Origin of the sequence: Maridesulfovibrio bastinii DSM 16055, from assembly GCF_000429985.1 — a bacterium.
Lineage (GTDB): Bacteria > Desulfobacterota > Desulfovibrionia > Desulfovibrionales > Desulfovibrionaceae > Maridesulfovibrio > Maridesulfovibrio bastinii.
The window spans coordinates 1-25,979 of the sequence record NZ_AUCX01000024.1 but is presented as its reverse complement, the minus strand read 5'-3'; the positions used below and the strand labels follow the sequence as shown (position 1 = coordinate 25,979).

The 25,979-nt window shown below is 41.6% G+C and carries 21 protein-coding genes, 2 rRNA genes and 1 CRISPR repeat array; of the genes, 13 read left to right on the top strand and 10 right to left on the bottom strand.

Annotated features, from left to right (window positions below; all coding sequences use genetic code 11):
• Nucleotides 1–42: 42 nt before the first annotated feature.
• On the top strand, nucleotides 43–462 hold the full coding sequence (locus G496_RS0112535; RefSeq protein ID WP_027179584.1) for a hypothetical protein: 420 nt from the start codon (nucleotides 43–45) through the stop codon (nucleotides 460–462).
• Nucleotides 463–487: 25 nt separating this feature from the next.
• On the opposite strand, the gene G496_RS19660 is transcribed toward G496_RS0112535, so the two are convergent.
• Both G496_RS19660 and G496_RS0112525 read right to left on the bottom strand, forming a co-directional pair.
• Nucleotides 488–2,686: a PAS domain-containing hybrid sensor histidine kinase/response regulator gene (locus tag G496_RS19660; protein ID WP_051295020.1), complete on the bottom strand. Its 2,199-nt coding sequence runs from the start codon at nucleotides 2,684–2,686 to the stop codon at nucleotides 488–490.
• A 133-nt stretch (nucleotides 2,687–2,819) separates the two neighbouring features.
• Nucleotides 2,820–3,857, bottom strand: a complete 1,038-nt coding sequence (locus G496_RS0112525; protein WP_027179583.1) for a DUF1786 domain-containing protein — start codon at nucleotides 3,855–3,857, stop codon at nucleotides 2,820–2,822.
• Nucleotides 3,858–4,029: 172 nt separating this feature from the next.
• Between G496_RS0112525 and G496_RS0112520 the strand changes: the two genes are divergently transcribed.
• A complete protein-coding gene (locus G496_RS0112520) occupies nucleotides 4,030–4,854 on the top strand; it encodes an esterase/lipase family protein (RefSeq protein WP_027179582.1) in 825 nt (274 codons plus the stop codon).
• A 656-nt stretch (nucleotides 4,855–5,510) separates the two neighbouring features.
• Here the strand turns inward: G496_RS0112520 and G496_RS0112515 are convergent.
• Nucleotides 5,511–7,061 carry a HEAT repeat domain-containing protein gene (locus G496_RS0112515; protein ID WP_342665379.1) on the bottom strand — a complete coding sequence of 517 codons (1,551 nt, stop codon included), beginning with the start codon at nucleotides 7,059–7,061 and terminating at the stop codon, nucleotides 5,511–5,513.
• A gap of 69 nt (nucleotides 7,062–7,130) precedes the next feature.
• Nucleotides 7,131–7,589 carry a chemotaxis protein CheX gene (locus G496_RS0112510; RefSeq protein ID WP_027179580.1) on the bottom strand — a complete coding sequence of 153 codons (459 nt, stop codon included), beginning with the start codon at nucleotides 7,587–7,589 and terminating at the stop codon, nucleotides 7,131–7,133.
• Between the two features lie 613 nt (nucleotides 7,590–8,202).
• Here G496_RS0112510 and G496_RS0112505 point away from each other — a divergent pair.
• A complete protein-coding gene (locus G496_RS0112505; RefSeq protein ID WP_027179579.1) occupies nucleotides 8,203–9,945 on the top strand; it encodes a chloride channel protein in 1,743 nt (580 codons plus the stop codon).
• An 86-nt stretch (nucleotides 9,946–10,031) separates the two neighbouring features.
• Here G496_RS0112505 and G496_RS0112500 read toward each other — a convergent pair whose 3' ends face one another.
• Nucleotides 10,032–10,823, bottom strand: a complete 792-nt coding sequence (locus G496_RS0112500; RefSeq protein ID WP_027179578.1) for a substrate-binding periplasmic protein — start codon at nucleotides 10,821–10,823, stop codon at nucleotides 10,032–10,034.
• Entirely contained in the window at nucleotides 10,801–10,980 is a 180-nt protein-coding gene (locus G496_RS21150) for a hypothetical protein (RefSeq protein ID WP_156900649.1), read from the bottom strand. The genes G496_RS0112500 and G496_RS21150 overlap by 23 nt, the downstream gene beginning before the upstream one ends.
• 399 nt (nucleotides 10,981–11,379) lie before the next feature.
• Here G496_RS21150 and G496_RS0112490 point away from each other — a divergent pair, with 399 nt between their 5' ends.
• Together G496_RS0112490 and G496_RS0112485 are read left to right on the top strand one after the other, a co-directional pair.
• Entirely contained in the window at nucleotides 11,380–12,441 is a 1,062-nt protein-coding gene (locus G496_RS0112490; RefSeq protein WP_027179577.1) for an HD-GYP domain-containing protein, read from the top strand.
• Nucleotides 12,442–12,636: 195 nt separating this feature from the next.
• On the top strand, nucleotides 12,637–13,098 hold the full coding sequence (locus G496_RS0112485; RefSeq protein WP_027179576.1) for an acyltransferase: 462 nt from the start codon (nucleotides 12,637–12,639) through the stop codon (nucleotides 13,096–13,098).
• Between the two features lie 64 nt (nucleotides 13,099–13,162).
• Here G496_RS0112485 and G496_RS0112480 read toward each other — a convergent pair whose 3' ends face one another.
• Together G496_RS0112480 and G496_RS0112475 are read right to left on the bottom strand one after the other, a co-directional pair.
• Nucleotides 13,163–14,272: a DegT/DnrJ/EryC1/StrS family aminotransferase gene (locus G496_RS0112480; protein ID WP_027179575.1), complete on the bottom strand. Its 1,110-nt coding sequence runs from the start codon at nucleotides 14,270–14,272 to the stop codon at nucleotides 13,163–13,165.
• A 69-nt stretch (nucleotides 14,273–14,341) separates the two neighbouring features.
• Nucleotides 14,342–15,403 carry a Gfo/Idh/MocA family protein gene (locus G496_RS0112475; protein ID WP_027179574.1) on the bottom strand — a complete coding sequence of 354 codons (1,062 nt, stop codon included), beginning with the start codon at nucleotides 15,401–15,403 and terminating at the stop codon, nucleotides 14,342–14,344.
• 238 nt (nucleotides 15,404–15,641) lie between these two features.
• Between G496_RS0112475 and G496_RS20630 the strand changes: the two genes are divergently transcribed.
• The 8 genes from G496_RS20630 to G496_RS0112435 all read left to right on the top strand — a co-directional run bounded on the left by G496_RS20630 (nucleotide 15,642) and on the right by G496_RS0112435 (nucleotide 24,552).
• Nucleotides 15,642–16,700 carry a glycosyltransferase gene (locus G496_RS20630; protein ID WP_051295019.1) on the top strand — a complete coding sequence of 353 codons (1,059 nt, stop codon included), beginning with the start codon at nucleotides 15,642–15,644 and terminating at the stop codon, nucleotides 16,698–16,700.
• A 35-nt stretch (nucleotides 16,701–16,735) separates the two neighbouring features.
• Nucleotides 16,736–18,058, top strand: coding sequence for a glycosyltransferase family A protein (locus G496_RS20625; protein WP_169725759.1), 1,323 nt, complete (start codon nucleotides 16,736–16,738; stop codon nucleotides 18,056–18,058).
• A gap of 114 nt (nucleotides 18,059–18,172) precedes the next feature.
• Nucleotides 18,173–20,566 carry a PEP/pyruvate-binding domain-containing protein gene (locus G496_RS0112460; RefSeq protein WP_027179573.1) on the top strand — a complete coding sequence of 798 codons (2,394 nt, stop codon included), beginning with the start codon at nucleotides 18,173–18,175 and terminating at the stop codon, nucleotides 20,564–20,566.
• A gap of 2 nt (nucleotides 20,567–20,568) precedes the next feature.
• Entirely contained in the window at nucleotides 20,569–21,204 is a 636-nt protein-coding gene (locus G496_RS19645; protein ID WP_051295017.1) for a gamma-glutamyl-gamma-aminobutyrate hydrolase family protein, read from the top strand.
• An 85-nt stretch (nucleotides 21,205–21,289) separates the two neighbouring features.
• Nucleotides 21,290–22,036 carry a phosphocholine cytidylyltransferase family protein gene (locus G496_RS0112450; protein ID WP_027179572.1) on the top strand — a complete coding sequence of 249 codons (747 nt, stop codon included), beginning with the start codon at nucleotides 21,290–21,292 and terminating at the stop codon, nucleotides 22,034–22,036.
• Nucleotides 22,037–22,051: 15 nt separating this feature from the next.
• The gene (locus tag G496_RS0112445) at nucleotides 22,052–22,822 is read left to right on the top strand and encodes a class I SAM-dependent methyltransferase (protein ID WP_027179571.1); all 771 of its coding nucleotides are present in this window, start codon (nucleotides 22,052–22,054) and stop codon (nucleotides 22,820–22,822) included.
• A 2-nt stretch (nucleotides 22,823–22,824) separates the two neighbouring features.
• The gene (locus G496_RS0112440) at nucleotides 22,825–23,346 is read left to right on the top strand and encodes an adenylyl-sulfate kinase (protein WP_027179570.1); all 522 of its coding nucleotides are present in this window, start codon (nucleotides 22,825–22,827) and stop codon (nucleotides 23,344–23,346) included.
• 36 nt (nucleotides 23,347–23,382) lie between these two features.
• Nucleotides 23,383–24,552, top strand: a complete 1,170-nt coding sequence (locus tag G496_RS0112435) for a hypothetical protein (protein ID WP_027179569.1) — start codon at nucleotides 23,383–23,385, stop codon at nucleotides 24,550–24,552.
• 303 nt (nucleotides 24,553–24,855) lie between these two features.
• A CRISPR array of direct repeats spans nucleotides 24,856–25,418; the repeat unit is 28 nt; unit sequence GTTCACTGCCGGATAGGCAGCTTAGAAA.
• Nucleotides 25,419–25,673: 255 nt separating this feature from the next.
• Here the strand turns inward: G496_RS0112435 and rrf are convergent.
• Nucleotides 25,674–25,788: ribosomal RNA gene (gene rrf, locus G496_RS0112430) — 5S ribosomal RNA — on the bottom strand.
• Nucleotides 25,789–25,828: 40 nt separating this feature from the next.
• A 23S ribosomal RNA gene (locus G496_RS0112425) occupies nucleotides 25,829–25,979 on the bottom strand; the annotation flags it as partial.

Sequence of the window (25,979 nt, the reverse complement as noted above, 5' to 3'; positions counted from 1 at the left end):
CCACTTCCTAAAGGAAAACATCATTCATCCGGAGGAAATACAATGGACAAAAGTTACGCTGAAAGCATTGCGTCCGATATTATGAATATGCTTGAAAGTGCCAGAGAACAGGGACTTGATATGCAGTCAGGATTTCAAAATGACGCTTTTACAAGTCCGGACTTTAAATTTGGATATATTTTCTACCCGAGAGAAGTTCTGCTCGGCGTTCCTAACCTTCCACAAAGCATAAGAAAAAAGTTAAAGAAATCCAATATAATGGCTACAGTTGATGTAGAAGGCAAAAAAATAGGAATCCACCTTATATGTTCACTTCCTATCGAATTTGCAGAAATAAAATCAGCTGAAGATATTCTTTCCGGAATCAATAACAAAGGTCTTATGGATTACAAGGAACAGGTCGCATCTATTCTGGCAGAAGACCTCAACCAGAAAACACCTACGGAATCAACAGAACAGTAAATACATTTTCAAAATAAAATTCAGATCAGTCCTGTCTCCTGCTCTTAGCTTCAGACAGGACTTTTGTTATTATTTCAATTAGATCGTCAATATTTACCGGTTTGGAGGCATAGTCGTCCATCCCGCTATCAAGAAATCTTTCCCGGTCCCCTTCCATGGCGTATGCAGTCAAGGCAACAATGGGCAATCCAATCCCTCTGCTCCTTAATTCCTGTGTAGCCTGCATCCCATCCATTTCCGGCATCTGCACATCCATCAGAATGAGATCGAAATCATTTTTCTTTTCAATAGCATTAAGGACTTCAAGTCCGTTATCAGCTGTTTCAACTTCAAATCCTTTTTCCGAAAGGAAATGGGTTATATAAAGCTGATTGGTGGCATTATCCTCAGCAAGAAGGATTCTGACCGTCTGGTCGTCTTCTTCCACAGGTAGAGATTCTATCTGTTCTTCATCATTACGAAAATCAGCAAGACTGCCGAGGCAATGTTTAAGCATTACCGTAAATCTAAACTCACTGCCCCAACCTTCACGACTGGTAACATCTATCTCCCCGCCCATCATCTGAACCAGCTGCCTTGAAATGGCAAGCCCCAGCCCGCTTCCGGAATGACTCTTTGAATAACCTGAATTCAGTTGAACAAAACTTTCAAAAAGCTTCTCTTTTTTATCATCGGCAATGCCTATTCCGGTATCCCTCACACGGAATTCCAGAACCTCACCCTCGGACCAGCATCCGGCATGAAAAACTGAAAGTTCAACATATCCTTTATCAGTAAATTTGATGGCGTTACCCACAAGGTTGGTTATGATCTGCCCCAGACGGTGTTCATCACCATTGAAACACCGTGATACGCCAGCATCTATAACAAGGCGCAGTTCAATACCTTTACCCTCGGCCTGAACCCTTAATACGGAAATATGTTTGGCAAGGGCGGCATGCAGATCAAAGTCCTCATACCTCAATTCCATTTTGCGGGCTTCAATCTTTGAAAGATCAAGTATGTCATTTATGATGTGCAGCAGAGATTCAGCAGCCCTTTTAACTGTATTTAGGTAGCTGCGCTGATCATCATTAAGGTCGGTATTTATAGCCATTTCAGTCATACCCATAATGGCACTTATAGGTGTCCTTATTTCATGGCTCATATTGGCAAGAAACTCACTTTTGGCCTTGTTAGCCTCTTCCGCAGCGTCACGGGCTTTACGCAGCTCAACTTCAGAAGCCTTCTGCTCGGTAACATCCTGGCCAACAGCCAGAACGCCTAAAGAGTCACCTTTGGCATCCTGCAGGCTGGACATGGACCATTGAACAAGCCGTTCTTCCCCTTCTTTGGTACAGACCGGGTATTCAATCATTCTCACAGGAAAGCCGGAAAGTACTTTTTTCAAACTTTTAGAGGCTTCAATCCAGATACTTTCCGGTAAGAACAGTTCAAAAAAGTTACGTCCAAGAACTTCATGCCTGCTGCACCCGAAAAATTCTTCGGCCATGCGGTTAAATTCCAGAATCTTGCGGTCAGGAGCAAGTAAAATAATAAGACTTTCAGCTGTTTTAACCAGAGAACGAAAGCGGTGAGCACTTTCTTTAAGGGCTTCCTCCACCCTCTTGCGGGTAGTGATATCTTCGACAGTGGCTACAACTTTTTCGATTTTACCATCATCGCCGAAAAGCGGAGAGGCATTAACAGAAAGTAATACTCTCCTGCCATCCATCCAGTGCACAGCCATACGGATATCAAGAACCGGACTGCGCAGCTCCATTACCCGGTTGAAAGGAAGACGGTCTTCCGGGAAAGGTGTCCCGTCATGGGTTACTATTTTCCAGATATGATCATTATGCGGCCTGCCGAGTATCTCTTTACGGGACATTCCGTGGACCCGCGCCGCCAGATCGTTCGCAAAAGTAATTTCTCCGTTTGAACCGAGAACGATGATTCCAACAGGGCTTGTCTCCATAATACTGCCCATTAAATCACGCTCCCGCTTCAGCTCATTTTCCACGAGTTTTCTACGACTGATGCTGGCATGCAGCATACCAATTATTATCAGCAGTAAAATTATGACAACTGCGCCGACAATAACAAGCGGTCCACTTAACCCGCTGAATCCTCCGCTACCCAAAAAAGAGCCGGACTGATCGTCCGCAAAGGCGGAGACACAGAAAAGTGACTGAAGCAGAGCAGAAGCCCCGCAAAAAGAGAAAAACTTTTGTATATGCTTCATCGAATCTATCGAAGACTTTCAGACTTATAATAAAATATATTTTTTTTACCGTAACTATAAAGTGCTGCCTACATACCTTAATGTTTAGTATAGACATTCAGACTTCTGTGCAAGGATGGAATGCTTTTTTATTTCATCTTTCATTATTTAATTCCATTCCTTTGAGCAGCCCAAAACATCCGGCAAGCATCATATCCCCTCCAGGAGACGGATAAACAGCGTCGAATCCTTCCAGAAGTCTGCGTTGGGGACCGATAACAAAAGTTTTTTCAAAACCGGCAGCCTCCGGTGGGAGATCAAGAGTAATGCAGCCATGACCTCTGGAATCAAAAACATTTTCAAAAGTCAGTCTGCCAGCTCTGAACTGTTTTAAATCAGCCCATAACTCTTCTGCGGTTCTAAGCCCTGTGTGGTGCTCGTAAACACCATAAATCCTTCCTGCGAAGAGCAGAAAAGAGATAATATGGCTGTTGCCAATATTCAGCAGGCATATTCCCCTTTCAAAGCTCAACCGCAAAATATCTTCATCATAAAGAATTCCCAGCACGGCCGCGGCCCCAGTATCACAGACCACACCGTAACCTATTGATTTTTGTAAAACGGCCAGCCTTGTGAACTCTACAGGAACCTTATCAAATAAAAGGCATTCTGGACGTCCTTCATCTTCAATCAGCAGTTTTTTCCACAAATTAAACCTGCCGATACGATTGCTTTTCCCCGGATGGAAACCATGATCCTGAACAGAGGCCATTATTCTGTCAGGCTCCTCAAGCCCTGCGGCGGAAAGAAAAGCCCTCCAGAATCCGGAATCGTAATCGGCCAGATGGACCTGAACGGTATTCCGGGGCATGCTTTCCGTAATGGAAACACCTTTAGCCTCAACAAACTTGAGATCATCGCCAAGAGCCAGAGCTGCTTCAGGATGGGCATAGACTTTCAGACCGGCTTTGGCATGAGCCGTAACAGCACGGGTGAATCCACCACCCATATTTGTTCCGCTCAAGTAAATATCTCTACCTGCCGCGGTCAGCTCCCTTATGCGAGCTCCAACCCTGCGCGCAGGTGAGGGAAGAATAAATTTGGGACAGTTTTCAATTTCAAAACCATCTACATAATAAAGCACATCCTGCGTTCCACTTCCTATATCCAGACATAATATACTTTGAGACACTTCAACCACTCCATTAAATGTAATTTATGCAACCAGCACAGTTAATTACATATCACTGCATTTACACTCAGGCAATAAGCTGAAGGCTTTAACCTTTTAAAAAAAAAGGTTAAACCTGCCTGAATTATAAAATCAAACCATTCAATGAGAGTTGAAGAAAATTAGCCGAACCATGCCTGAAATTTTAATATCCATACTTCTTTTTTTTATATTAATTCCTTTAGTTTTATACATCACTACAGTTGCCGCCAACTTCAAAAAAATCAGAACTGAATGGAGCACCGTAACAATTAAGAATCTTATCCGCGGTTACCTGACAGCAGTGGCGGCACTGCCTGTAGCACTGCTGATAAGGCCATTTCTATTTCTAAATCTGGGTTTCAAGCATGAAATTAAAGGAAAGCCGATTCTCCTTATCCACGGCCTCTATCACAATAAAACAGCATGGATTTATATTAAATTACGACTCAAAAGAGCCGGAATGACGAACATTCACACGCTGAACTACAACAGCTTTACCAGCTCATATCCTGAACTGGTTCTCAAAGCCCAGAAAATGATCGCGAAGATATCCTCCAGCAATAAAAATGAAAAAGTAATCCTGATAGGTCACAGTCTTGGCGGCCTGATCGCGGCCGGAGCGGCGTCAGATATAAAAACAGCAACCTTATGTGAACAATTGATTACACTCGGCACACCGTACAGAGGGAGCATACTTGCGGTCATTGCTTTTGGGCATCTCGGGCGCAGTCTTAACCCCCAAAGCCATATTTTCAATGCAGGTAAAGAATTTTGCCGGGACACAAATTTTTCTAAAACAGCATTGATTTCACCTGTTGATGAAATGGTCCTTCCATGGAAGAACCTTGTCCCGGATACGCAGGATTCAGCTACAAAATGGGATATTGTGAAGACTCCGCCTGTCAGCCACGTTTCCATGCTTTATAATCCTGAAACAGTCTCTCGGCTGATAGCGATCATTAAGGGGAGTCACTAATTAATGCTGATAATAAAATGCGCTTATTGCAGGTCAAAGCTGTTTAAATATAAGAAGATAGGTCCCGGAGAGGTACTGCGCTGCCATAAAAGCAGGATCACCCAGCTATATAAATCTTCCACGGACGGAGACAGACTTCGTTGCGAATCGTGCGGGAAAAGTATTGGAATAAACAAAGGGTCTTTTTATAAAATGATAAAGAAATCATTCACCTATAAAGGTGAAAAACTATCCTCGCGATAATCTCAATACTGAATGATCGTTCAGCTTAACCCCAAGAAAAAATGAGCGATTATATTCAGATCTGATCTCTTTTAGTACAGCTGTTTGCAGTTCCCCATATATTGATCTCATCCTCTCCCATCCATTATAGTACATCACTAATCACAATCTTATTCCTCCATGAACCGACCTGATTATAACCAGCAACTTCATAGTTGCATTTTGACTTGTTTTGAACTAATTGAATTGCTGTTCAATCAGCGAACCCAAATTTCCGCATAACATGCCCCCTTCATGCCGCCTCCCCCTTCTGTCTCAATCGCGGAGGCGGCATGTTGACTTTTCAAAACTCAACTTTCGCTTTTTACTCAGCTAAAAAAACGCCCTTCCGAACAAACGAAAGGGCGTTTTTAATTTCGATTTAAAAATCTATTTTAAACAAGTTCTGCGATCTTTGCCCGCAGCTGTTCAGGAGTAAAAGGTTTGGTGATAAAAGCTGTTACCCCAGTTTTCGCAGCCAGATCGCGCTGTGAAGATTCAGATTCCGTAGTAACCATAATGATTGGTTTATCTTCAAATCCGGGAGTATTGCGCAGTTTTGAGACAAGCTCCATGCCATCCATCACCGGCATATTCATATCAGTTATGATGATATCAAACTCTTCACCCTGCTCTACAAATTCATACGCAACCTGACCATTTTCAGCCACGCATGGTTCAAAGCCGACACCAGTAAGGATACTGCGGTAAAGAGCAAGCATTGATTTAGAGTCGTCAGCGGCGAGAGCTTTTCTTAAAACATCCTGTGTTTCTTCAGGAAGACGCTCAATATCCTTTGTGGAATTATCACCACCGATCTCAAGCAGCTTTCCTCTGAATGCACTATGAATCTCGCTGTCTTTAGAAGCTACAACCGCATTCATAACAAAACGGCCGATTTTTTCCTCTGCATACAGCTGTTCAAAAATATTCAATGCCTTGGCTGTTACAATGGCTCTTATAATTTTACCGGCGCGCGATCCACCTGATCCTATAAGTTCCACCAATTTCTTAACCACTCCGGGGTTAATCAGTGAATCAAGGCCGGAGACACAAGCTATCATAATCAGCTCATCGTCTTCCTCAAGACCATCCATAAGCCGAATAACGCCTTTCATGGTGCCGATTCTGCCAAGAGCTTCATAAACAGCGTATTTTACGTTGGGATCTTTGATGAATCCCTTATCAAGAGCATCCATCAGGATATCAAGGCCACTTTTCTCACCAATGAAACCGATAACATTGGCAGAGAGAATCATGTCATCAACATTGGCGTCTGCGGAAAAGACCTTCTTAAGAAACTTGAGAGAGTCCTCGCCGGTATCAACAAGTGAATCCGTTACAACACGGCGCACTGTTGGATTTCTGTGATGAAGATTCTCAACGATAAATGAAAGGGCTTCATCTGATTTTATAAAGGCAAGGGCCTCCACAGCTTTCCATGTGGTCAGATCGCAGACTTCATAATTTCCATCTTCATTATTAATTTCAATAATCTTTTTAAGCTGCGGGATAGAATCAGTGTCGCCAAGCTCTCCAACCATCTCGATGCATAAAGCTCGTACAAGATCTTCACCATTATCAAGGTTAGCTCTGAAAACAGATAAGGCTTCAGGGTCCCCGATTCGTGAAAGGGCCGTCATTTCCTCAAACAGGAGATCAGAATCCTTCTCTCCCTGTGCCATTCTGACAAGCACGGGAACAGCACTTTTGAATCCGAACTCTCCGCTCAACCTGATGCACAGGGTTTTCAGCTTGGTATTTTCGGATTCCAGAAGATCAACCACATTTTTTTCGTCAGTGGATAGAACCCCGTTCAGGGCCGTCACAACCATATAATCAACGGATGTGTCACCAAGAGGATTATTAAAAAGTTCCAGAAGCCCTTCAAGCTCCGCCGCGTCCCTGTTTGTGGCAATATCGTTGAGTATGGTAATCTTATCCAAAAACGATTTATCCCGAAATCCGCTCAAAATAGACATATATCAACTCTCTCTTTATCTGCAAATTTTCAGCTACTCAAAACTGAATTCAACTGTAAAATCACCGGCCTCGCATGAAAATGGAATGGCCATTACCGGAGTATTGGCCACATGAGCTATAGTGTGGTTGTCACCCATTATAACTGAAGGAGTAGCTCCTGAAAAGACCAGCCCCTGCTCTGCCAGACCTGCACGGGCCTGACCTGAAATCATATTTGTTATTTCACCGACAGCGTCCCTGACATCCTGCATTACGTCCTGAAGTTCCCCACCAAGCATATTCTTTACAACTGCCACAGCGCATGACTTTGTAAAAGTAATGGAGATACTGCCGTTAAGCTCACCTGTTATTCCAACAAGTCCCGTAACATCTCCATTTGCCGTATTCCCCTTTTTGACATACGGTTTCCCTGCTTTGGGAGTAATCATCGCCATCATGGAAAGTACGTCTGTAACAGCCTTAACGAACGGTTTGGCATATTCAACTTTCATATTAAATTTCCCTTTGACCCCTTATCTGACAGGATAACCCCGGTCCCGACCGGACATTGCATCAAGACACTATTAAACATCTAACAAACTTTAACTGCTAATTGGAAAAGGTTCAAGGCAGTTGGAGATAATTTCAAAGCAAAAAATCTGATTATCATAAAGGAAGGACCTGAACCACGAAAATAAACTGACCCGAAGATATGATTGCCCCCATCATAATATGCTTATTTGTTTTAAAAATTTACTGTTATTGAAGTATTTTCAGTTATAGATAACCTTTGAATCGTTTATATGTTTTTATGTGTTCTTTTTCTTCACCATAATTCTTAAAAACACATTGAAATACTGGATTGTAATAAATTATCGGGGAAGATTCTTATAGTTAAAAAAATAAACAGATCAGATTAAACTTTCTTCTAAGTTCCATATTCATAAAAGGATTTACCACTGCTACCAATTTGCAGCTTCACAGCTTAAAGGCACAATAAACCGCCAATTGCCATGTAGAAATAAAATGATATACTGAGTCCCGATTCTGATTGATTTTCTTAATTAGCAATGTGCCGCCTCAGATACTTTATATTGAAACAAGAAAAGGATTTTACATAACCGCATGCCCGCAGAAACTTCAGAAAGCACCCCACTTTTAAAAAGATTCCTTCACCGCCGTACTCCGCTTAACAATCTCTCCATACTGATTGTTGCCGCCGCGGTGGGAGCATGCGCAGCGCTGGCCGCAACAGGATTGAACCTTTCTCTGGAATATCTGGGAAATCTCCGAGTCTCGTACACTGACAGCTGGTGGATGCTCTTTCTTCCGGCAATAGGAGCAACTCTGGCCGTGGTCCTCAGCCGCAGGATTTTTCACGAATCAGGAGCACATGGTGTTGGAGAAATTATTGCCAGCGTCGGCCTCAAAAAAGGTGTTGTAAAACCCATTGCCATGATCAGCGCACTTGTGACCTGTCTGCTGACGATCTCAAGCGGAGGCTCAGCCGGACCAGAAGCCCCGGTCGTTGTCAGTGGTTCGTCAATGGGTTCAAACCTTGCGCGTTTATTCCGCATGAGCGGACAGTCCCGCATGACTCTGGTTGGCTGCGGAGCCGCAGGCTCTATTTCCGCTATCTTCAATGCCCCTGTTACAGGCATGATATTCGCGGTTGAAATAATCCTCGGGGAGTGGACGCCCTACAACCTTGTTCCCATAGCTATTTCTTCAGTTGTTGCCACAGAAGTGGCCAGAATCCTGACAGGAAATGTCATCCCTTTTGGCGAAACCCTGCCGCACATGGGAATAGTTGATCTCCAGACATCAGTTCTGCTGGCTCTTGGCGCATCAATCATCTCGGTCTTTTTTGTCCGTTCCATAAGGCTTTCCGGAAGTCTGGCTACAAAGATAACCTCGCGCCCGTGGCTACGGGCATGTCTGGGAGGTCTGGCGGTCGGCATTATAGGACTCTGGTTTCCCGATGCACTCGGTGAAGGATATTCTTCCATACGACATGCCATAACCGGAAGCTTTCAACCGGGAATCGCTTTGATGGTGGTGATGCTGATCTCAAGAATTGCGACAACTTCATTTACTCTGGGAAGTGGTGGACCGGGAGGAATATTCGCTCCCTGCCTTGTTATCGGTTCACTTTTCGGAGTTACCTTCCACCGCATGGTCCAGCCGTTTATGTCTGCCGATATCTCCGGTGAAGGCAGCTACGCTCTTCTGGGTATGGCCGGAATAGTCAGTGGAGTGATGCAGGCACCGCTGACAAGCACTTTTCTGGTCTTGGAAATAACAAACGATTACCATGCGGTTATACATGTAATGATTGCGGCATTCCTGTCTTCCACTCTCACCCATATATTCGAGCCAACCTCTTTTTATTTTAAAGATCTGGTTGAAAAAGGGATGCTTATCAGACCTAAAACCGATGCCCGCATTCTAACCGATATAAATCCACAGGATCTTATCCGCTCCGACCTTGTCACCAGCGAACCTGACATGTCCGTCCAGACATTTATAAAACTGCTCCAGTCATCATACCAGACACATATCCCCATAATAGAAAAAGATACCGGGGCGTTCAAAGGAATGGTTGATGTCATCGCCGCACGGGCTTCAATCCTGAACCCCGACCGCTCTGAGAACTATATAAGTGAAATTGCTCTGGACCAGAATGCCCCTCAAATTACGATGAACATGGGAGCTGCTGAAATAATAGAAATAATGGAAAAAAGTGACCGAAATACACTTCCAGTAGTCGAAAACGGAAAATTCAAAGGAATAATTACCAAAGGTGATATACTTAATGCCTACAGAAAAGAGCTGAAGATGGCTTCCCAGCAGGATCACCTGTTCTAAAATAACATCTTTCCTTAAAGAATTAGGGAATACGGTCTGAAAAGTTTACAAGGCTTTTGAGAAAACCCGGCAGGAAGTTCGCAACGTTATTTAATCAAATACTTATCAGCATCAGCCCCAAGATATTTCCTCATTATCCTCTCCTGCTCGCCGTTCTTTTGAAAAAGCTTTAAAACAGCACCTAACTCTTCAGATCTTTCAAGCAGAAAAGATTTTCTGGATATTCCCAGATAACTCGGAGCTGATCTGGGATTGTAAACAAAGTCAGACCTTATGACCTTATCACGCATTCCAAGGCTGCTTATCACACTGTCAGCAAGCAGTAATCCGCTGGCAACAACATCAACACGCTTATTCAATAACAAATCCAGTGATTCTTCCAGAGAAGTGGTCTGAACTTTCTCTATCCTGTGATCAACATCAAACACCGGAAAATATCTTACCCCGGAACATACCGCCACTCTCCTGCCCAACAGGTCATTATATTTGCTTATATGGACATTACCGGACCTGAGCACATAGAACCCTTTCATATTTCTTGTCCGTAGCGGAGGGGAGACATACTGAATATATTTGTCCCTATCTTCACGATAAAAAAGCCCTGAAGAAATATCAACGGTTCCCTCTTTAAGCCCTTCAATAATATCGGAAAATATCATTGGTTCAGATTCATATTTTATATGCATCCTATCCAATATTTTAACAATCAGGTCATAATCCGCTCCCCTGACATCATTTCCGTCCATATAAACCCAGGGGGGAAAATTACCTACTGCAATTTTAACAACCGGTTCACTAAAGGCGGGATAAGAGGTGGCAACCAGACAGATTACAATAAAAAGCCTGAAAAAAAATTTATTTAGTTTTCTTAACTTCATTTTCAACTGATTTTCCAGATTCAACCAATCCTTTATCGTGCAGGGCTCTGTTTGCGGCTTTCCCCATTTTAACTTGAAGAATCTTATATAGTTCAGGAGAAATATCCATTATCTCTCTAGAATTTTGGAGAAATTTATCAGACAGTTTCAATCCCAAAATCACACCTTCCGAGTAAGACTTTTGATTATTTTTTATAGCACAGATTATCAGATGTAAACATAAAACTGTTATTTTAATAATATTTTATAATTTAATACAACTGGATAATTAAATCTTTCATCCGCAAAGATCATGGCAAAACCATCAATTTTTCAAAATCCACCAACTATCACAAAATATTCAGGCAAGTCGATTCAGGATTTTTTATGATCCCAAGCATAATTAATTGAAACTATTAATTACCAATATACTAGCAAGTTATGGATATTAAACGGCCATGTTAGTTTTTAGTATTTATATATTTTAAAACAACTATTGTTAAAAAATATAATTTAAATTATCAAATATACAGAGATGTTTTAAATTAGAATATTTTTTTGCTCAGGAGTCTTAAGTATGGCTGAAAAAATAAACGAAGAAATCTCGGCAGAAGAATATCTGCAAATAAGCAGTAACATACTTTCTACTTTCAAGAGCAGAATTCCTGTTTCACTTTGCACATTTTCAGATGAAATGAACAGGGTTGAAATTTATCTTGAAAAAGAAACCCGCATCACTCCTAAGAAAAAAGAAAAAATTGTTGAATTATGCGACAGCGGAAATCTGTTTGTCCCTAAAAATGAATATCAGATTTTAGCAGAGCACCTCAGTAAAAATCTTGGTTCCCTGTTAACTGAACATTTTCTTGATGAATCCGTTGCAGCAAAAATTTTCCATGACGGACTCACAGAAAATATAAGAGCTTTTTTCAGTAACCCTATTTTTGACAACCTTGAAGAAATCAAAAATAATCTGGCAATATTTAATGAATACTTGTGGATAGATCAGGAGAGGGCATTATTTTTCTTTAACGCACTGGATAAAAACGGATCGCTGGCAGAGCATTCAGTCAATACTCTTTTTACCGGGATATCTCTTTATCTGGCACTTAATAAAAACAAAACAGATTTAAAAGTCACTAACGACTTTGCTCTCGGCCTTATTCTGCACGATATGGGTATGACGCAGGTCTCCAGATCACTGATAAATAAAAAGGGAGCACTACTCTACAAGGAAAAGCAACGGATACAGGAACATATAGATATAGCTGAAAAAATGGTCAGCCGACTTGAAATTACCAATGAAACAACCCTCACTTGTATCACTGATCACCATGAGAGGTTGAACGGTTCCGGCTACCCCAAAGGTAAAAAAGCTGACCGGCTTAACCTTGAATCACGGGTATGTGCTGTGGCTGATGCCTTCTGTGCCATGATATCATCAAGGCCGTACCGCAACCCGATCAACCCTATTCTGGCATCTATTGTTCTAACTAAACAGTCTGAGTTGTTTGATAAAAATGTGGTAAACGCCCTGCTCAAGTTCATCATCTCTCATAATTCTGAAATGAAACAAATAATTCAGGATAAGCAGAAGCTGGCAAAACTACATGAGCTAGCCGCTAACATGTCGAAATAGCATTAAAACGCCATAAAACATCTTTTAATTTAACTCTCCACTCCATTGCAAGTGTTACTTTTGACTGGACAAAATAAGGCAGGCTATCAATAAGGATATGACACTGAGGGTTACATTAAGTATTTTCTGTAAAGTATAAGCCGAGCTTAATTTCCGAAATTAAGTATGCGGCTCTTAACGGCTTATGGATATTTTATGAATAAAAATGAAAAAGTATGTATCAAAGATGACGTTGCTTTGGGCGATAATGTCAGAATAATAGAACCCTGCAATTTGTATGGCTGCAAAATCGAATCAGATTGCTTTATCGGACCTTTTGTTGAGATACAGTGCGATGCGCATATAGGGGCTAGGACTAAAGTCCAGTCTCATTCTTTTATCTGTTCGCTGGTTACAATCGGGCAGGACTGCTTCATCGGACATGGAGTTATGTTCATTAATGACAGATTCTCTGCCGGAGGTCCTTCCGGAGGCATAAAAGAGTCTTGGGAAAGTACGGTTATCGGCAATAATGTCAGCATCGGCTCCAATGCGACCATACTTCCGGTAACTATCTGTGATAATACAATTATCGGTGCTGGAGCCGTGGTAACTAAAGACATCACCAAAGCAGGAGTCTATGTGGGGAATCCTGCAAAATTTCTCCGCAGCCTGTAAATCTTAAAAACTTCACGGTGCAACTAATAGAGATATAACCACCTAGTATTACTTATAAACAAGCCTATTCAGCTAAAAAATTTATAATTTCCTTGCAGATATAATCTAGCTGCAAGTCTGTCAGCTCTGCATAAATCGGCAGGGACAAACATTGCTGAGACAGGGCATCAGCTACAGGAAAATCATCAGGCTTATGCTGTAAATATTCATAAGCTTTCATATTGTGCAGGGCAATGGGGTAATGAACTCCGGCCCCGATACCTTTACTGTGCAGATGCTCGAGCAGCGAATCACGCTTTGGTGTTTCAACCACAAATAGATGATAAGCATGACCGGGTATGTCCGCAGGTAATTTAAGCAGACCTTTTTCCGACAGTTGCTGCAATTTTATTCTATAACTGCCAGCCACTTCACGCCTTTTTTCAGTCCACTCCAAAAGTCTGGGCAGCTTTACAGAGAGCACCGCGCCCTGAATACTATCAAGCCGTGAATTTCTGCCCTCAAACTCATGGTCATATTTGCCAACTCGCCCATGATTTGCTTCCATGCGGACCTTTAACGCCAATTCCTCATTACTGGTAACAATGGCTCCGGCATCGCCATAGGCTCCAAGGTTCTTTCCCGGAAAAAAAGAAAACGAAGAAATATCCCCAAAAGTTCCTACATGCTGCCCGCCGATATGCGCGGCGTGAGCCTGAGCACAATCCTCAAGTATCCATAAGCCATGCTCATCTGCAACAGCTTTCAACGCTTCCATATTCGCAGGACAACCGTATAGATGAACGACTATCATTCCCTTTGTTTTCGGGGTGATCGCTGCTTTAAGCTTTGCGGGATCAAGACCTTTTGTCTGTGGATCTATATCAGCAAAAATAACTTTGCCGCCGGCGGTGGTCACAGCTTCAGCAGTTGAAATAAAACTCATTGCCGGGACAATAACTTCATCACCAGCTGAAACGCCCAAAGAACGAAGGGCTATTTCAAGAGCATCGGTGCCATTGCCTACTCCGATGCAATGAGAAGCTTTAACAAAGGCGGCAAATTCATTTTCAAATTTCTTTGTATGAGGCCCTTTTACAAAGGCGGTACTCTCAACAACTTCGCCAATGGCCTCATAAATTTCACTACGGATAGTTTCAAGCTGAGCTTTTAAATCCACTAAAGGTATTTTCATTAGAGAATCTCAACACTAAGGTTAATTTTAAAGATAGAAAGCTGTTAACAACAGATGTAAAACTCAGGCTTAGCCGCCAAGTTTGCATTTCTGAGGGGAGAATCTGAGCTTTATTTCTTTGCCTGTCTCAATGGATTCATAAATCGCGGAAATGAGTTCAAGACTTTTGCGCCCCACAAGGCCGTTAACCAGAAGTTTTTTTCCTTCATCTATGCATGAAACCACATGATTATAATATTCCTGATGGCCAAAACCATAAACATTCGGAGGGTTTACAGAATATTTTTCCAGAACATCCTTATCGGATTCCCTTTCTTCGGTAAAATTCCATGTTTTCATCTCATTTACGGCAAAACCTTCAATAACAACGCTTCCCTTTTCTCCCAGTATGGAAATACTTCCTTCAAGATCACGGGGTCTGGTTGCGGTAGTGGCTTCAATTATGCCCAGTGCTCCATTTTTAAATTTAAGTACGGCAACAGCTGTATCTTCGGCTTCTATGTCGGCTAAAGCCCTTCTGGATTTCGCAAAAACACTGTCAACTTCGCCCATCATCCATTCCAGCAAATCCACATGATGGCTGGCCTGATTGGTTAAAACGCCACCGTCATATTTCCATGTTCCCCGCCAGTCGTCCTGATCATAATATTCCTGCTTCCTGCACCAGCGAACCCTGACGGTACCCATGATGAGCTTGCCGAAACGGCCCTCTTCCAGAGCTTCACGAAGTTTAACAACAGGAACATTAAATCTGTTCTGCTTGATAACAAAAAGTTTAACCCCGTACCTATCGCACTCTTCGATCATTCTGTCCGCGTCATCCAGAGTTAAAGCCATTGGCTTTTCAACGACCAGATCCTTATGATACTGCGCCAGCTCGACTACATGTCTGGCATGGTTACCACTTTCGGTGAGGATGGTCAGGACATCTATATTGTCACCATGTCTGCGCATCATCTCATGCATATCGGTAAACCATGGAACGTCATAAGCTTCCCCAAGCTTTCTTGCTTTTTCGGAATCAATGTCGCAGACAGCGGATAAGCAGGCTCCGGGAATTATGTTACCGCCCAATAATTCTGAATGCCGTTTAGATATGCGACCACATCCGACTAATGCGAATCTAAGCATTTTATTGTCCTTATAGTCTAAGTTAAATGCGAAAAGCCAAAGCAGCTTGCCACCTTGTTCAATTATATTTTATTAAAATCCATCTTCTGGTTCTAAGCAATCTGTTTTTTTAAACTAATTACTTGTACCCAAGCATAGTAAAAAAAAGCATGCAAGAATAGTGCATCATTTCTCTTGATTTGTCATAAATAAAAAAATATCAACCAATTAATAATGTAATTTGTATAAGGAGTTAACTTTGCTTGAAAATAAAGTTCTAATCTCCGTCTGTATTTTCGTTTATAATGGTGAAAAATTTGTATCTGAATCCATTGAAAGTATTCTTAGTCAGGATTTTGACGATTTTGAGCTTGTTATTGTCGATGACGGTTCCACAGACAAAACAGCTGAAATTATAGAAGGCTACTCAAATCCAAAACTTCGCTATTTTTATAAAGAAAACTCCGGGCGTCCCAAATCAAGAAACAGATGTATCAAAGAAGCCCGCGGCGAATATATTTTATGGTTCAGTTCTGATGACGTTCTTGCTGCTGGAACCCTTAAAAAATACGCAGCCCTCATAAATGAATTTCCTGAGACAGACATATTTCAAAGCAATATGCTTATGACAGATGAAAATCTGACTCCCACACGGGAAATGAAATACGAAAACTGGGTTGGACGCCAAGCCATGCTTCAGGCCTTGCTGCCTCTTGGCAACAGATTGCATGACCCGGCCGCGGTCTGCCGGAAAAAACTTTATGATAAATTTGGCGGATATGACCCAGATTTCGTCAGGTCTCAGGATTATGAATGGTTTATGCGGGTTTCAGGCCATACTGAAATAAGACACTCAGATTTTACTTCATTTTATTACCGTAGGACTCGTGTTTCACTTGGTGAAAAACCCATAGGCAATCTATACGCTGCCGCAGCTGTAAATAAATTTTTAAGTACCCATTCCATCGAAGCGCTGGCTTCCAACGCCGGATTTAATGTACCTGCCGAAATCGCACCCATGTTTTACCGCATTAAACTGGTAGAAAACTTTTTTAACTGCGCAGATTACGAGTCTGCCCTGACTTATATAAATGAAATTCTAAATAGCAATGCACCCCTCCAGATAAAAGAAGGTGCCGGACAGTTGTTAATGATTTACCATCTCAGAAAAGCGGAACAGCTTATAAATGAGGCCGAGTATCAAGAAGCTCTGCCGCATATAAAGAAAGTTTTATCCCAAAAAACTGAGGAGTCTATCAGCAACAGAGCCAGACAATTGTTAGGTATAATTTCTAATAAACTGACAGAATCAATGTAACCGGAAAATTACGGTATTCAGCAGAGAAAATGCCCATGAATAAAGAAACACTGGAACAAGCGGTTAAAGAACTTCCTCCCAATAGAAAATCTCCTAAAAATCTGTTCAGGGCTGTAGTTGATTTTTTACGAAATGAAGGAGATTCGGAAATTCTGACAAAGTGGGTTATGGACAGCCTGCTTGCAGCAGGAGAACTGCTGCCGCCTCATTCCGGGGAGCCTATAGTTTCCTGCATTATTCCCTGCTACAACCAAGCCAGTTACCTGCGTGAGACAGTTCTTTCTGTTTTGCGGCAAGATTTTCCTGCATTTGAAATAATCATCATAAATGATGGCAGCACTGATAACACTAATGAAGTGGCTAACGGATTAGTGAAAGAATTCAGCAATTACCGGATTCGCTACGTGGAGCAGGAAAACAGCGGGCTGGTAAACACCCGCAACAGGGGCTGCGTGCTGGCTAAAGGTAAATATATTCTTCCTCTTGATTCTGACGATCTTTTAGCACCGTCATTTTTAAGTAAAACAGTAAAAATTTTAAATGAATCCAACCATCTTGGCTATGTAAGCACCCTGGCTCTTTTTTTCGGGCATTCAAATCTGATTTGGCCAAGGCCAAAATTTGAACCGGTCCTTTTCATTTCTAAAAACCAGCAGACCTGCACCACTCTTTTCCGCAAATCTATGTGGGAAGAAGTCGGGGGCTATGAAAAGGAAATGGTCAACGGCTATGAGGACTGGGAACTGTGGATCAGGGCAACAAAAATGGGCTGGCTGGGGACCCAGATAGAAGAACCGCTTTTTTTCTATCGCCGCAAAGAAAATTCAATGATCACCGATTCAAGGGAACGCGATGTAGCCATAAAAACCCAGATTATACTCTTGCATCCTGATATATACGACAAATCAAAATTAAAATCGGTTATGACGGAAATGACCTATTCAAACTGGATTCCTCCACAACTGGTGCGCCCTGATTTTAAAATCAGACTGCGCCATATTCCAGAGGTTGACCAATCCGCACTTGCCAAAAAAATTCTAAACCATTTAGGCATTATAGTGCCACAGCTAAAAAACCGCTTTTCCGCCCCCGAGAGTGGAACTGGTAAGGCTGAGGAATTTGAAAAATTATACAACCAGCTCAATGCACGAATTTTAAAAATCGAGCAGAATGATCCAGATGCAGCACTTGATCTAAGCGCCCTGCTGCTCTCACTTTATCCGCTGAAAAAAAACGCCGTTACCCTTTTTATAAACAGCTTGCGCAAGGCTGGTTTTCTAAATGAGGCTCTTAGTGCAGCTTCTTTCTATCTTGATCTGATGCCATGGAATGAAAATCTTTTAGACACCATAAATTAAATTCTACAGCAAAAAGCATAAAATTCCAGGCACTAGGATTCTAAAAAAGTCTTGGTATTTAATTTGCATTAAAATTGATATCATCCTTTTTTCACGTCAAAAAACGGAGTTTTTATGCACCTCAACCTCGGCACAAAAGCAGAAACTTTAGAAGCTTTACTAGGCGCAGGATTTAACGTCCCCAAAGTTTTTTATTTTGGGACCGAGGATTGGCAGTATGATCCTGATGATATTTTAAACAGTATTATCAGTGAGTTTTCCGAATATGAAGCTATCGTTGTGCGCAGCAGTTCCATTGCAGAAGATGGCCATGAAGCTTCGGCTGCAGGTGCTTTTGAATCCATCCTTAATATTGACATTCGCGACCGCACAGCCCTTAAAGATTCCATAGAAAAAGTTATTGCCTCCTACGACAGCTCTAAAGGAGATCAGGTGCTGATCCAGCCCATGATCTCAAATATTGAAGCCAGCGGAGTGATTATGACCCGCTGCCTTGAAGACGGCTCTCCATACTATGTTATAAACTACGATGATGAATCAGGTAAAACCGACTCAATAACCGGTGGAAGCGGCGCAAGCAAAACACTTTACATATACAAAGGTTTTTCTCTGAGTGACTTCAACTCTAATCGCGTCAAAAAAATGATGGAGCTTGTTTATGCTCTGGAAAAGGTCTTTCCTAATATCCCCTTGGATATTGAATTTGCCCTTGACCGCAATCTTGAAATGCACCTTTTTCAGGTCCGCAAAATTTGCACGGTTAAAAACTGGCACCCCAATGTGGAGAGTATAGTTTCAACCAAGATCAGCTTTGTTGAAAATTTTGTTTCCAACTATTTTCAAAAACGGTTCGGAGTTTTTGGCGAACGTACCATACTGGGAGTAATGCCCGACTGGAACCCGGCAGAGATAATAGGTGTAACCCCGAAACCTCTTGCAGCCTCGCTGTACCGTGAGCTTATCACCCGCTCTACATGGAGAAAGAGTAGGGAAATTATGGGCTATAGAAAAAATGTTCCAGAAGAATTAATGGTTCTGGTAGCAGGGAGGCCCTATATAGATGTTCGTAATAGTTTCAACTCTTTTCTGCCGGCAGATCTGGAGCCAGAAATAGCTGAGAAAGTGGTTAGCGCATATATTGAGCGTTTGGACAATAATCCTCAGTACCACGATAAAGTGGAGTTCGAAATTGCAGCAACGGTCTATGACCCATGTTTTGATGAAAATTTTAAAAATCGTTATCCCGGTCTGTTAACTGAATCTGAATTCAACCAGTACCGAGAAAAACTACTCGAACTGACAAATTTTAATTTAAAACCTGAAAACACCCTTTTGCCGGCTTATGAAAAAATTGAACAGTTAAAGTCTCGGCAAAAAACGTATCCTAAGCTCAACTCAGCTATAAACTTTTTTGAGCTGACTTCCATCCTCCGCTCACTTCTGAATGATTGCATTGAGTTCGGGACAATTCCATTTTCTATTATTGCACGGCATGGTTTTATTACGGAGTCACTGTTAAGAAGCCTCATAAATAAAAATGGAATAAGCAGGAAACGGGTAGATGAATTCAAAAGATCCATTGAAACTGTCTCCGGTGAAATGAGTAGACATTTTAATGAAATCTGTTCAAACAGTGCCGCCGATGAAGCCGCCCAAAAAGATTTTCTGGACAGGTACGGTCACCTGCGTCCGGGAACCTACGACATTCTTTCACTCAAATATTCAGACAGACACAATTTATTTTCAAACGTTTCGCGCAGTCAGGTAACAGTACAGATGCACAAAGATTTTGTATTAAGTCCGACTGAACGCAGAAACATTAATAAAATCTTATCAGAAAGCGGAATAAAAAGCGTTGATGCAGATATCTTCCTTAATTACGCAGCCAAATCAATTTCCGGAAGGGAGTATGCAAAATTTATTTTCACCAAAAACCTGTCCCTTGTTCTTGACGGCCTTGCTCTGTGGGGAGAAAAAATCGGGCTGATCAAGGAAGAAGTGGCCATGCTCAATCTGCCGGACATAATGGACTCACTTTACTCCCACCTCGATAGCTCCGTTTATGGGCATTATGAAGAATTAGTCCGCAAAGGGAAAAAACAGTACGAGTTGGCTAACTATTTTAAATTAAGTTACTTAATCCGTTCTTCAGCGGATGTTTATGTTGTTCCTCAACATCGCTGCGCTCCAAATTTCATTTCCAGCAAAAGAGTAGAAGCCCCCATAGTCAAAGTGAGCAGCACCTCCACTGAAAGTGAGGAGCTGGCTGGAGCAATTGTTTGCATTGAAAGCGCTGATCCTGGATACGACTGGATTTTTACCAGAAAAATAGCCGGGCTGGTCACAAAGTATGGTGGAACAAATTCCCACATGGCCATCCGTTGTGCGGAATACGGATTACCTGCGGCAATCGGTTGCGGTCAATTGCTCTATGAAAAAATAAGCAGTGCCGGCTTTTGCTGCCTTGATGCTGATCTAAAGAAAATAACCCCTTGTGAGATGCAGTAACCATGTCCTTAAAACTTGGCCTGACAATGCGCAGTTGTGACGCAGTGGATTATGTGGAACCTCGTCAGGGATTAGCTCTTGATTGGATTGACTTCATGAGAAAAGCTTTTCCAGAGGCAGTTTGGACAGCAATCCCAAGTCTGGGAAAAGAAACGGTGCGCCATGTAAAGGGTTTTGGAATTAACGGTTTAATCCTTACAGGCGGGGAAAATTTTGGTGAAAACCCTGCTCGTGATGAAACAGAGTTTGAGCTTATCAGGTTTTGTCTTGAAAACGGCTACCCGGTACTTGGTGTTTGCCGTGGAATGCAGGTACTAAATATTTATTTCGGGGGGCGGATTTCTTCCGTTGCCAAAGAAAAACATGTAGCAACAAAGCATACAATATTTTTAAAGAGAGAAATTTACGGTGCGACAAAAGCTAAAGTAAATTCCTTTCATGGCAACGGGATAAAAGAAAATGATCTGGCTCCGAATTTAAGTCCCATTGCAGTTGATGACGATGAAAATATAGAAGCCTTTTTTCAACTTGAAAATAAAATACTGGGACTTATGTGGCACCCGGAACGGACATTTGAGCCAAGCCCGATTGATTATGAATTGATTCACCTTGTTTTTGGCAAAGGAGGCCATGAATAACATGATCAATGAAAAATCTAGCTACATAAAACCAAAAAGCAAATTTTAAAAGAGATATTCGATTTACTCTGAAGGCAAAAACACTATGCAGGCGATTATATTAGCCGCAGGACGCGGTTCACGAATGAAAAAAGCAACTCAGGACAGGCCCAAATGTCTTGTAGAACTCATGGGTAAACCACTCCTGCACTGGCAGCTTGAAGCCTTACGCAAGGGCGGGGTTAGCGATATTCTTATCGTGCGTGGATATATGGCAGAAAAGTTGAATGGTGATTTTTCTACCGTGGATAATCCGCGCTGGGCTGATTCAAATATGGTTGAAACACTGCGTCACGCCTCAGCATGGCTGGAAAAAGGATCATCCATTATTTCCTATTCCGATATTGTTTACAGTGCAGAACACATAAAAGCCTTGAGCAAAAGTGAGTATGACATTTCAATAACTTATGACACCTTATGGGAAAATCTCTGGAAAATACGCTTTGAGGATCCTTTAAGCGATGCGGAAACTTTTCGCGCAGAGGACGGGAAACTTTTAGAAATTGGGGGCAAGGCATCAAGCATTGACGAAATAAAAGGTCAATATATGGGGTTATTGCGTTTGACCAACCGTGGATGGACTATCTTGTCTAACCTGTTTTCAGAGCTGGGACAGGAAAAAGTGGACAAGCTGGACATGACAGCTATGCTGCGTTTGCTGCTTGATAGAGGAATAGAAATAGGCGTGGTTTCAGTTGCCGGCAAATGGGCGGAAGCGGATTCCATGGAAGACATTGCAGCCTATGAAAATACGTTATCTCAGGTTAAAGAATGGAGTCATGATTGGCGGTAATCAAAGGAGTTGAAAATGAAACATGGTGATTTTACTGGGCTGGCAGAAAACTACAGCCTTTACCGGCCCGGATATTCAAGGTTTGTTGTTGATATTATTAGCGACGCAGTAAAAGGAAAATTTAGGAATGAAGAGTTAAAGGCTCTCGATGCTGGGGCCGGTACCGGTATTTTTAGCAGAATGCTCGCAGCGAGAGGTTTTTCTGTCGTAGCAGCTGAACCAAATGATGATATGCGCAAATTCGGCATCAAGGATTGTGAAAACCATGATGTTGCATACATTGAAAGCCCTGCTGAAAAAATCGATATAAAGGACAATTCCTGCCATCTGATTACCATGGCTTCTTCCTTCCATTGGCCTGATTTTGATCAGGCTACACAGGAATTCAATAGAATTTTAAAGCCCGGAGGGTTCTTTACAGCTCTTTGGAATACAAGAGCTGTGGAGAGAGACCCGGTTACGGCAGATATCGAGCAATACCTGAAGGAACTTGTTCCTGAAATGAAAAGAAAATCTTCAGGCCGTTCTGATTTTTGTGATAATTTAACAGACAGACTGGCCAAATGTGAAAATTTTGCAGATGCAGCATATTTAGAAGGTTTTCATGTTGAAGAACAGACTCTTGAACATTATATCGGACTATGGCGCTCCGTAAACGATGTTCAGGTTCAGGCCGGACCTGAAAGATTCGAAAAATTCATTGATTACATAAAAGAAAGAACAAATGGTGAGCAGCACATTAACGCTCACTACCAAACTCGCGCATGGATCGCGCAAAAGAAATAATTATGAAAGGCAAAGTAATTTGGCTTACAGGATTGTCTGCGTCTGGTAAGTCAACCATAGCCCGGAAGATGCAGCAAATTCTCCATAGTAAGGGAATTATTCCAATACGTCTTGATGGAGATGAGGTCCGCGAGGCTATTGCTGATCACAATTGTGGACATGATCCTGAAAACAGGATTATAAACGCATATAGAATTAGCCGCTTTGCCAATTTATTCTCACGGCAGGGACTGGTGGTAATTGTGGCCACCATGTCCCTTTACCATGAAATCCATAGCTGGAATCGTAATAACTTCCCAGATTATTTTGAGGTCCTTATTAAGGCGGATTTAGAAACATTAAAACAACGAGATCCTAAAGGGCTTTACAAAAATTTTAGTAGTGGAAAAGCCGAAAATCTCCCCGGAATGGATTTGGAACCCCAATTTCCTTTAAATCCTGACCTAATAATAGAAAATAACGGTCAGCTAAACGAAGTTGAAAAGAATGCACAAAAAATACTTAAAAAATGTAATCTGCTATGATCAACCATCAAAAATAAGCATAAGGTCTTTTACAAAATGAAAAAAATAGCCTTCATTGTACAAGGCGTTACATTCAAATTCTTTAAGCCTATTATTGAAAACATTCCGCCGGACCTGATTCATATTCTATATAATCACTACCTCCCAGTTGAAGCTGAAGAGCTCATCCAAAAAGGGTATAATTTTATACCATTTAACATCGCCCTACTGAGCTACTATGACTTTATCGTTCTTGATGCAGGGGATTTACCTCAATCAAGATTTTCAACTTTAACACCGCAATCTCTACATGGAAAAACAGTATGCAGATTGGTGCATGCTACTGATGCCGATATTCATGATTCACCTTATGTAAATTTTACTATTGGTGCTCATAAAGCCAGTTTAGATTATGGCAGTTCGAAATATTGGAGTACGGCTGTCACGATAAAAGAAAAGGAACTTTTTTCAAAAGCTATGAAGCTACCGGTAAATCAAAAACTGGAATATACTTATACCGGTCCCTATCACATCGGCAAATGGCTTGAAAAACGAAATACCCCAAAAGAAGAACTGCGACCTAAGCTTGAAAAAATTTTAGGATTGAAACTTGATACTGATAAACCTCTGGTTGTTTTCTTCCGTGATGAGATTTCAGATGATGAAGCTGTCATACGTGGCCTAAGAAAATTGTCTAAGCATGCCACAGTTATCTATAAAACCGTTGGAGGATTTGACCCCTGTCTGGAAGCTTTAAGTGAAGATGTTATTTTCTGGAAAAACAGATCATTGGCTCCCAACTTATTACGCTTCAGCGCTGATTTTATTTTTGCCGGATTTTGTTCAGGAACGTTTGCTTCTTCATTGATGTTAGGATTAAATGTTATCCCCTATCATACTCAACAGGTATTCCACGCAGGCAGGGATAGCCAGAAGCTAAAATCATATAAAGCTCTCGCGCCTACCCCACCATACAAATCCATCAGTCATCGTTGTATCCACTATTACGGCCAAATTTTTGATATAGAAAATACAGAAAATCTTATTAGTATAATTAGCAGTCAGTCCTATTGGGATAATTTTTACGAAAAACTGCCTATAATTCAAAAAAGATGTTTCGGAGACTACACACTTGAAGGGGCAGACGTTAAAACAGCTAAGTCTATTTTAAGTGCATACAGTAAAGGAACCTTTGGGCTTGATGGATATTTGATAAAAACCATGTGATAAATTTTTCGCCTCTACACCCACGGACTTTTGATATGCTAAACTCGAATTTCATTGATTGGGAAAATATTTTAAACACTCATTATTTAATGTGAATCAACTTTATTTGTATTTGCTGATTTTTTTACCAGCTGCATCTTCTAAAAAGCTATCATACAATATCTTACCTTTTTAACCCTTTTTTTAAGCGTCAAAATTAAATCATAAAATTTAACATGTTATGAAAGATAATAAAAAAAAGGTTTTTTTTACTATTTGGGGCATACCCTTTGATTTCTAACGAAGAATAGATAAACTACTCTAGTTCACTGCCGGATAGGCAGCTTAGAAAAATAAGATATCCAAACTCCGTTAGCATCAGGCGTTCACTGCCGGATAGGCAGCTTAGAAAACGGATATTGCTTGCAGACATGCTTAATGCTGGTTCACTGCCGGATAGGCAGCTTAGAAAAGTTTAAAACTGTACGTTCCGGGGTTATACACTGCCGGATAGGCAGCTTAGAAAGGAGAGATAGCCGAAACCGTTCAAATCAAAGGGTTCACTGCCGGATAGGCAGCTTAGAAAGCTTTTAATGTATAGTTCCATTTCGCAGTAAAGTTCACTGCCGGATAGGCAGCTTAGAAAGGATTCAATTTCAACTGATCCTAAAATTGAATGTTCACTGCCGGATAGGCAGCTTAGAAAAAGTCCTTTAACGAAAGCTTGAAATACTTGTGGTTCACTGCCGGATAGGCAGCTTAGAAATATTAAATTAGGAATATTTACACGAATATATCGTTCACTGCCGGATAGGCAGCTTAGAAAATTCCTGCATCAAAGTTGTTATTTCATCAGTGAGTTCACTGCCGGATAGGCAGCTATAGAAACTCACCAAGTTGTACAGGTATCAAATGCCTACCACCGCGGTTAATCTTTAGATTGCTCACATTATTAGTCTCTTATCCACAGTACCTATTTTGATTGTAAGGATTCTTTCCGGAGAGTCGTGAATCCAGTGGGATTTTGATGAGGTCGTTTGCGGTATACCAAGAGGGAGAAATTTACGGTTGGGATGCGTGAGAACTTATCAGAGGGCAAAAAAAAGGCCCTGAGTGAATTACTCAGGGCTTTAAAAAAAAAGTCCTTGCGACGACCTACTTTCCCACTAGCTACCTAGCAGTATCATTGGCGATGGAGGGCTTAACTTCCGAGTTCGGAATGGGATCGGGTGTGGCCCCTCCTCTATGGTCGCAAGGACAAATATTTAAAAATATATAGTAAAATAGGGAAGAGAAGAAAGATAAGACTCACGATTTATTAGTACCGGTCAGCTGAGAGCTTCACAGCTCTTACACCTCCGGCCTATCAACCAGGTGGTCTACCTGGAATCTTTAGATGCTAAGCATAGGGAGAACTAATCTCAAGGCAGGCTTCCCGCTTAGATGCT

Coding starts and splice junctions, on each gene's coding strand:
- G496_RS0112485 (WP_027179576.1), top strand. CDS start 12,637: ATGAATAAAAATGAAAAAGTATGTATCAAAGATGACGTTGCTTTGGGC.
- G496_RS0112520 (WP_027179582.1), top strand. CDS start 4,030: ATGCCTGAAATTTTAATATCCATACTTCTTTTTTTTATATTAATTCCT.
- G496_RS20625 (WP_169725759.1), top strand. CDS start 16,736: ATGAATAAAGAAACACTGGAACAAGCGGTTAAAGAACTTCCTCCCAAT.
- G496_RS0112535 (WP_027179584.1), top strand. CDS start 43: ATGGACAAAAGTTACGCTGAAAGCATTGCGTCCGATATTATGAATATG.
- G496_RS0112445 (WP_027179571.1), top strand. CDS start 22,052: ATGAAACATGGTGATTTTACTGGGCTGGCAGAAAACTACAGCCTTTAC.
- G496_RS19660 (WP_051295020.1), bottom strand. CDS start 2,686: ATGAAGCATATACAAAAGTTTTTCTCTTTTTGCGGGGCTTCTGCTCTG.
- G496_RS19645 (WP_051295017.1), top strand. CDS start 20,569: ATGTCCTTAAAACTTGGCCTGACAATGCGCAGTTGTGACGCAGTGGAT.
- G496_RS0112440 (WP_027179570.1), top strand. CDS start 22,825: ATGAAAGGCAAAGTAATTTGGCTTACAGGATTGTCTGCGTCTGGTAAG.
- G496_RS0112460 (WP_027179573.1), top strand. CDS start 18,173: ATGCACCTCAACCTCGGCACAAAAGCAGAAACTTTAGAAGCTTTACTA.
- G496_RS0112435 (WP_027179569.1), top strand. CDS start 23,383: ATGAAAAAAATAGCCTTCATTGTACAAGGCGTTACATTCAAATTCTTT.
- G496_RS0112490 (WP_027179577.1), top strand. CDS start 11,380: ATGGCTGAAAAAATAAACGAAGAAATCTCGGCAGAAGAATATCTGCAA.
- G496_RS0112450 (WP_027179572.1), top strand. CDS start 21,290: ATGCAGGCGATTATATTAGCCGCAGGACGCGGTTCACGAATGAAAAAA.
- G496_RS0112480 (WP_027179575.1), bottom strand. CDS start 14,272: ATGAAAATACCTTTAGTGGATTTAAAAGCTCAGCTTGAAACTATCCGT.
- G496_RS0112500 (WP_027179578.1), bottom strand. CDS start 10,823: ATGAAGTTAAGAAAACTAAATAAATTTTTTTTCAGGCTTTTTATTGTA.
- G496_RS0112505 (WP_027179579.1), top strand. CDS start 8,203: ATGCCCGCAGAAACTTCAGAAAGCACCCCACTTTTAAAAAGATTCCTT.
- G496_RS0112475 (WP_027179574.1), bottom strand. CDS start 15,403: ATGCTTAGATTCGCATTAGTCGGATGTGGTCGCATATCTAAACGGCAT.
- G496_RS0112510 (WP_027179580.1), bottom strand. CDS start 7,589: ATGAAAGTTGAATATGCCAAACCGTTCGTTAAGGCTGTTACAGACGTA.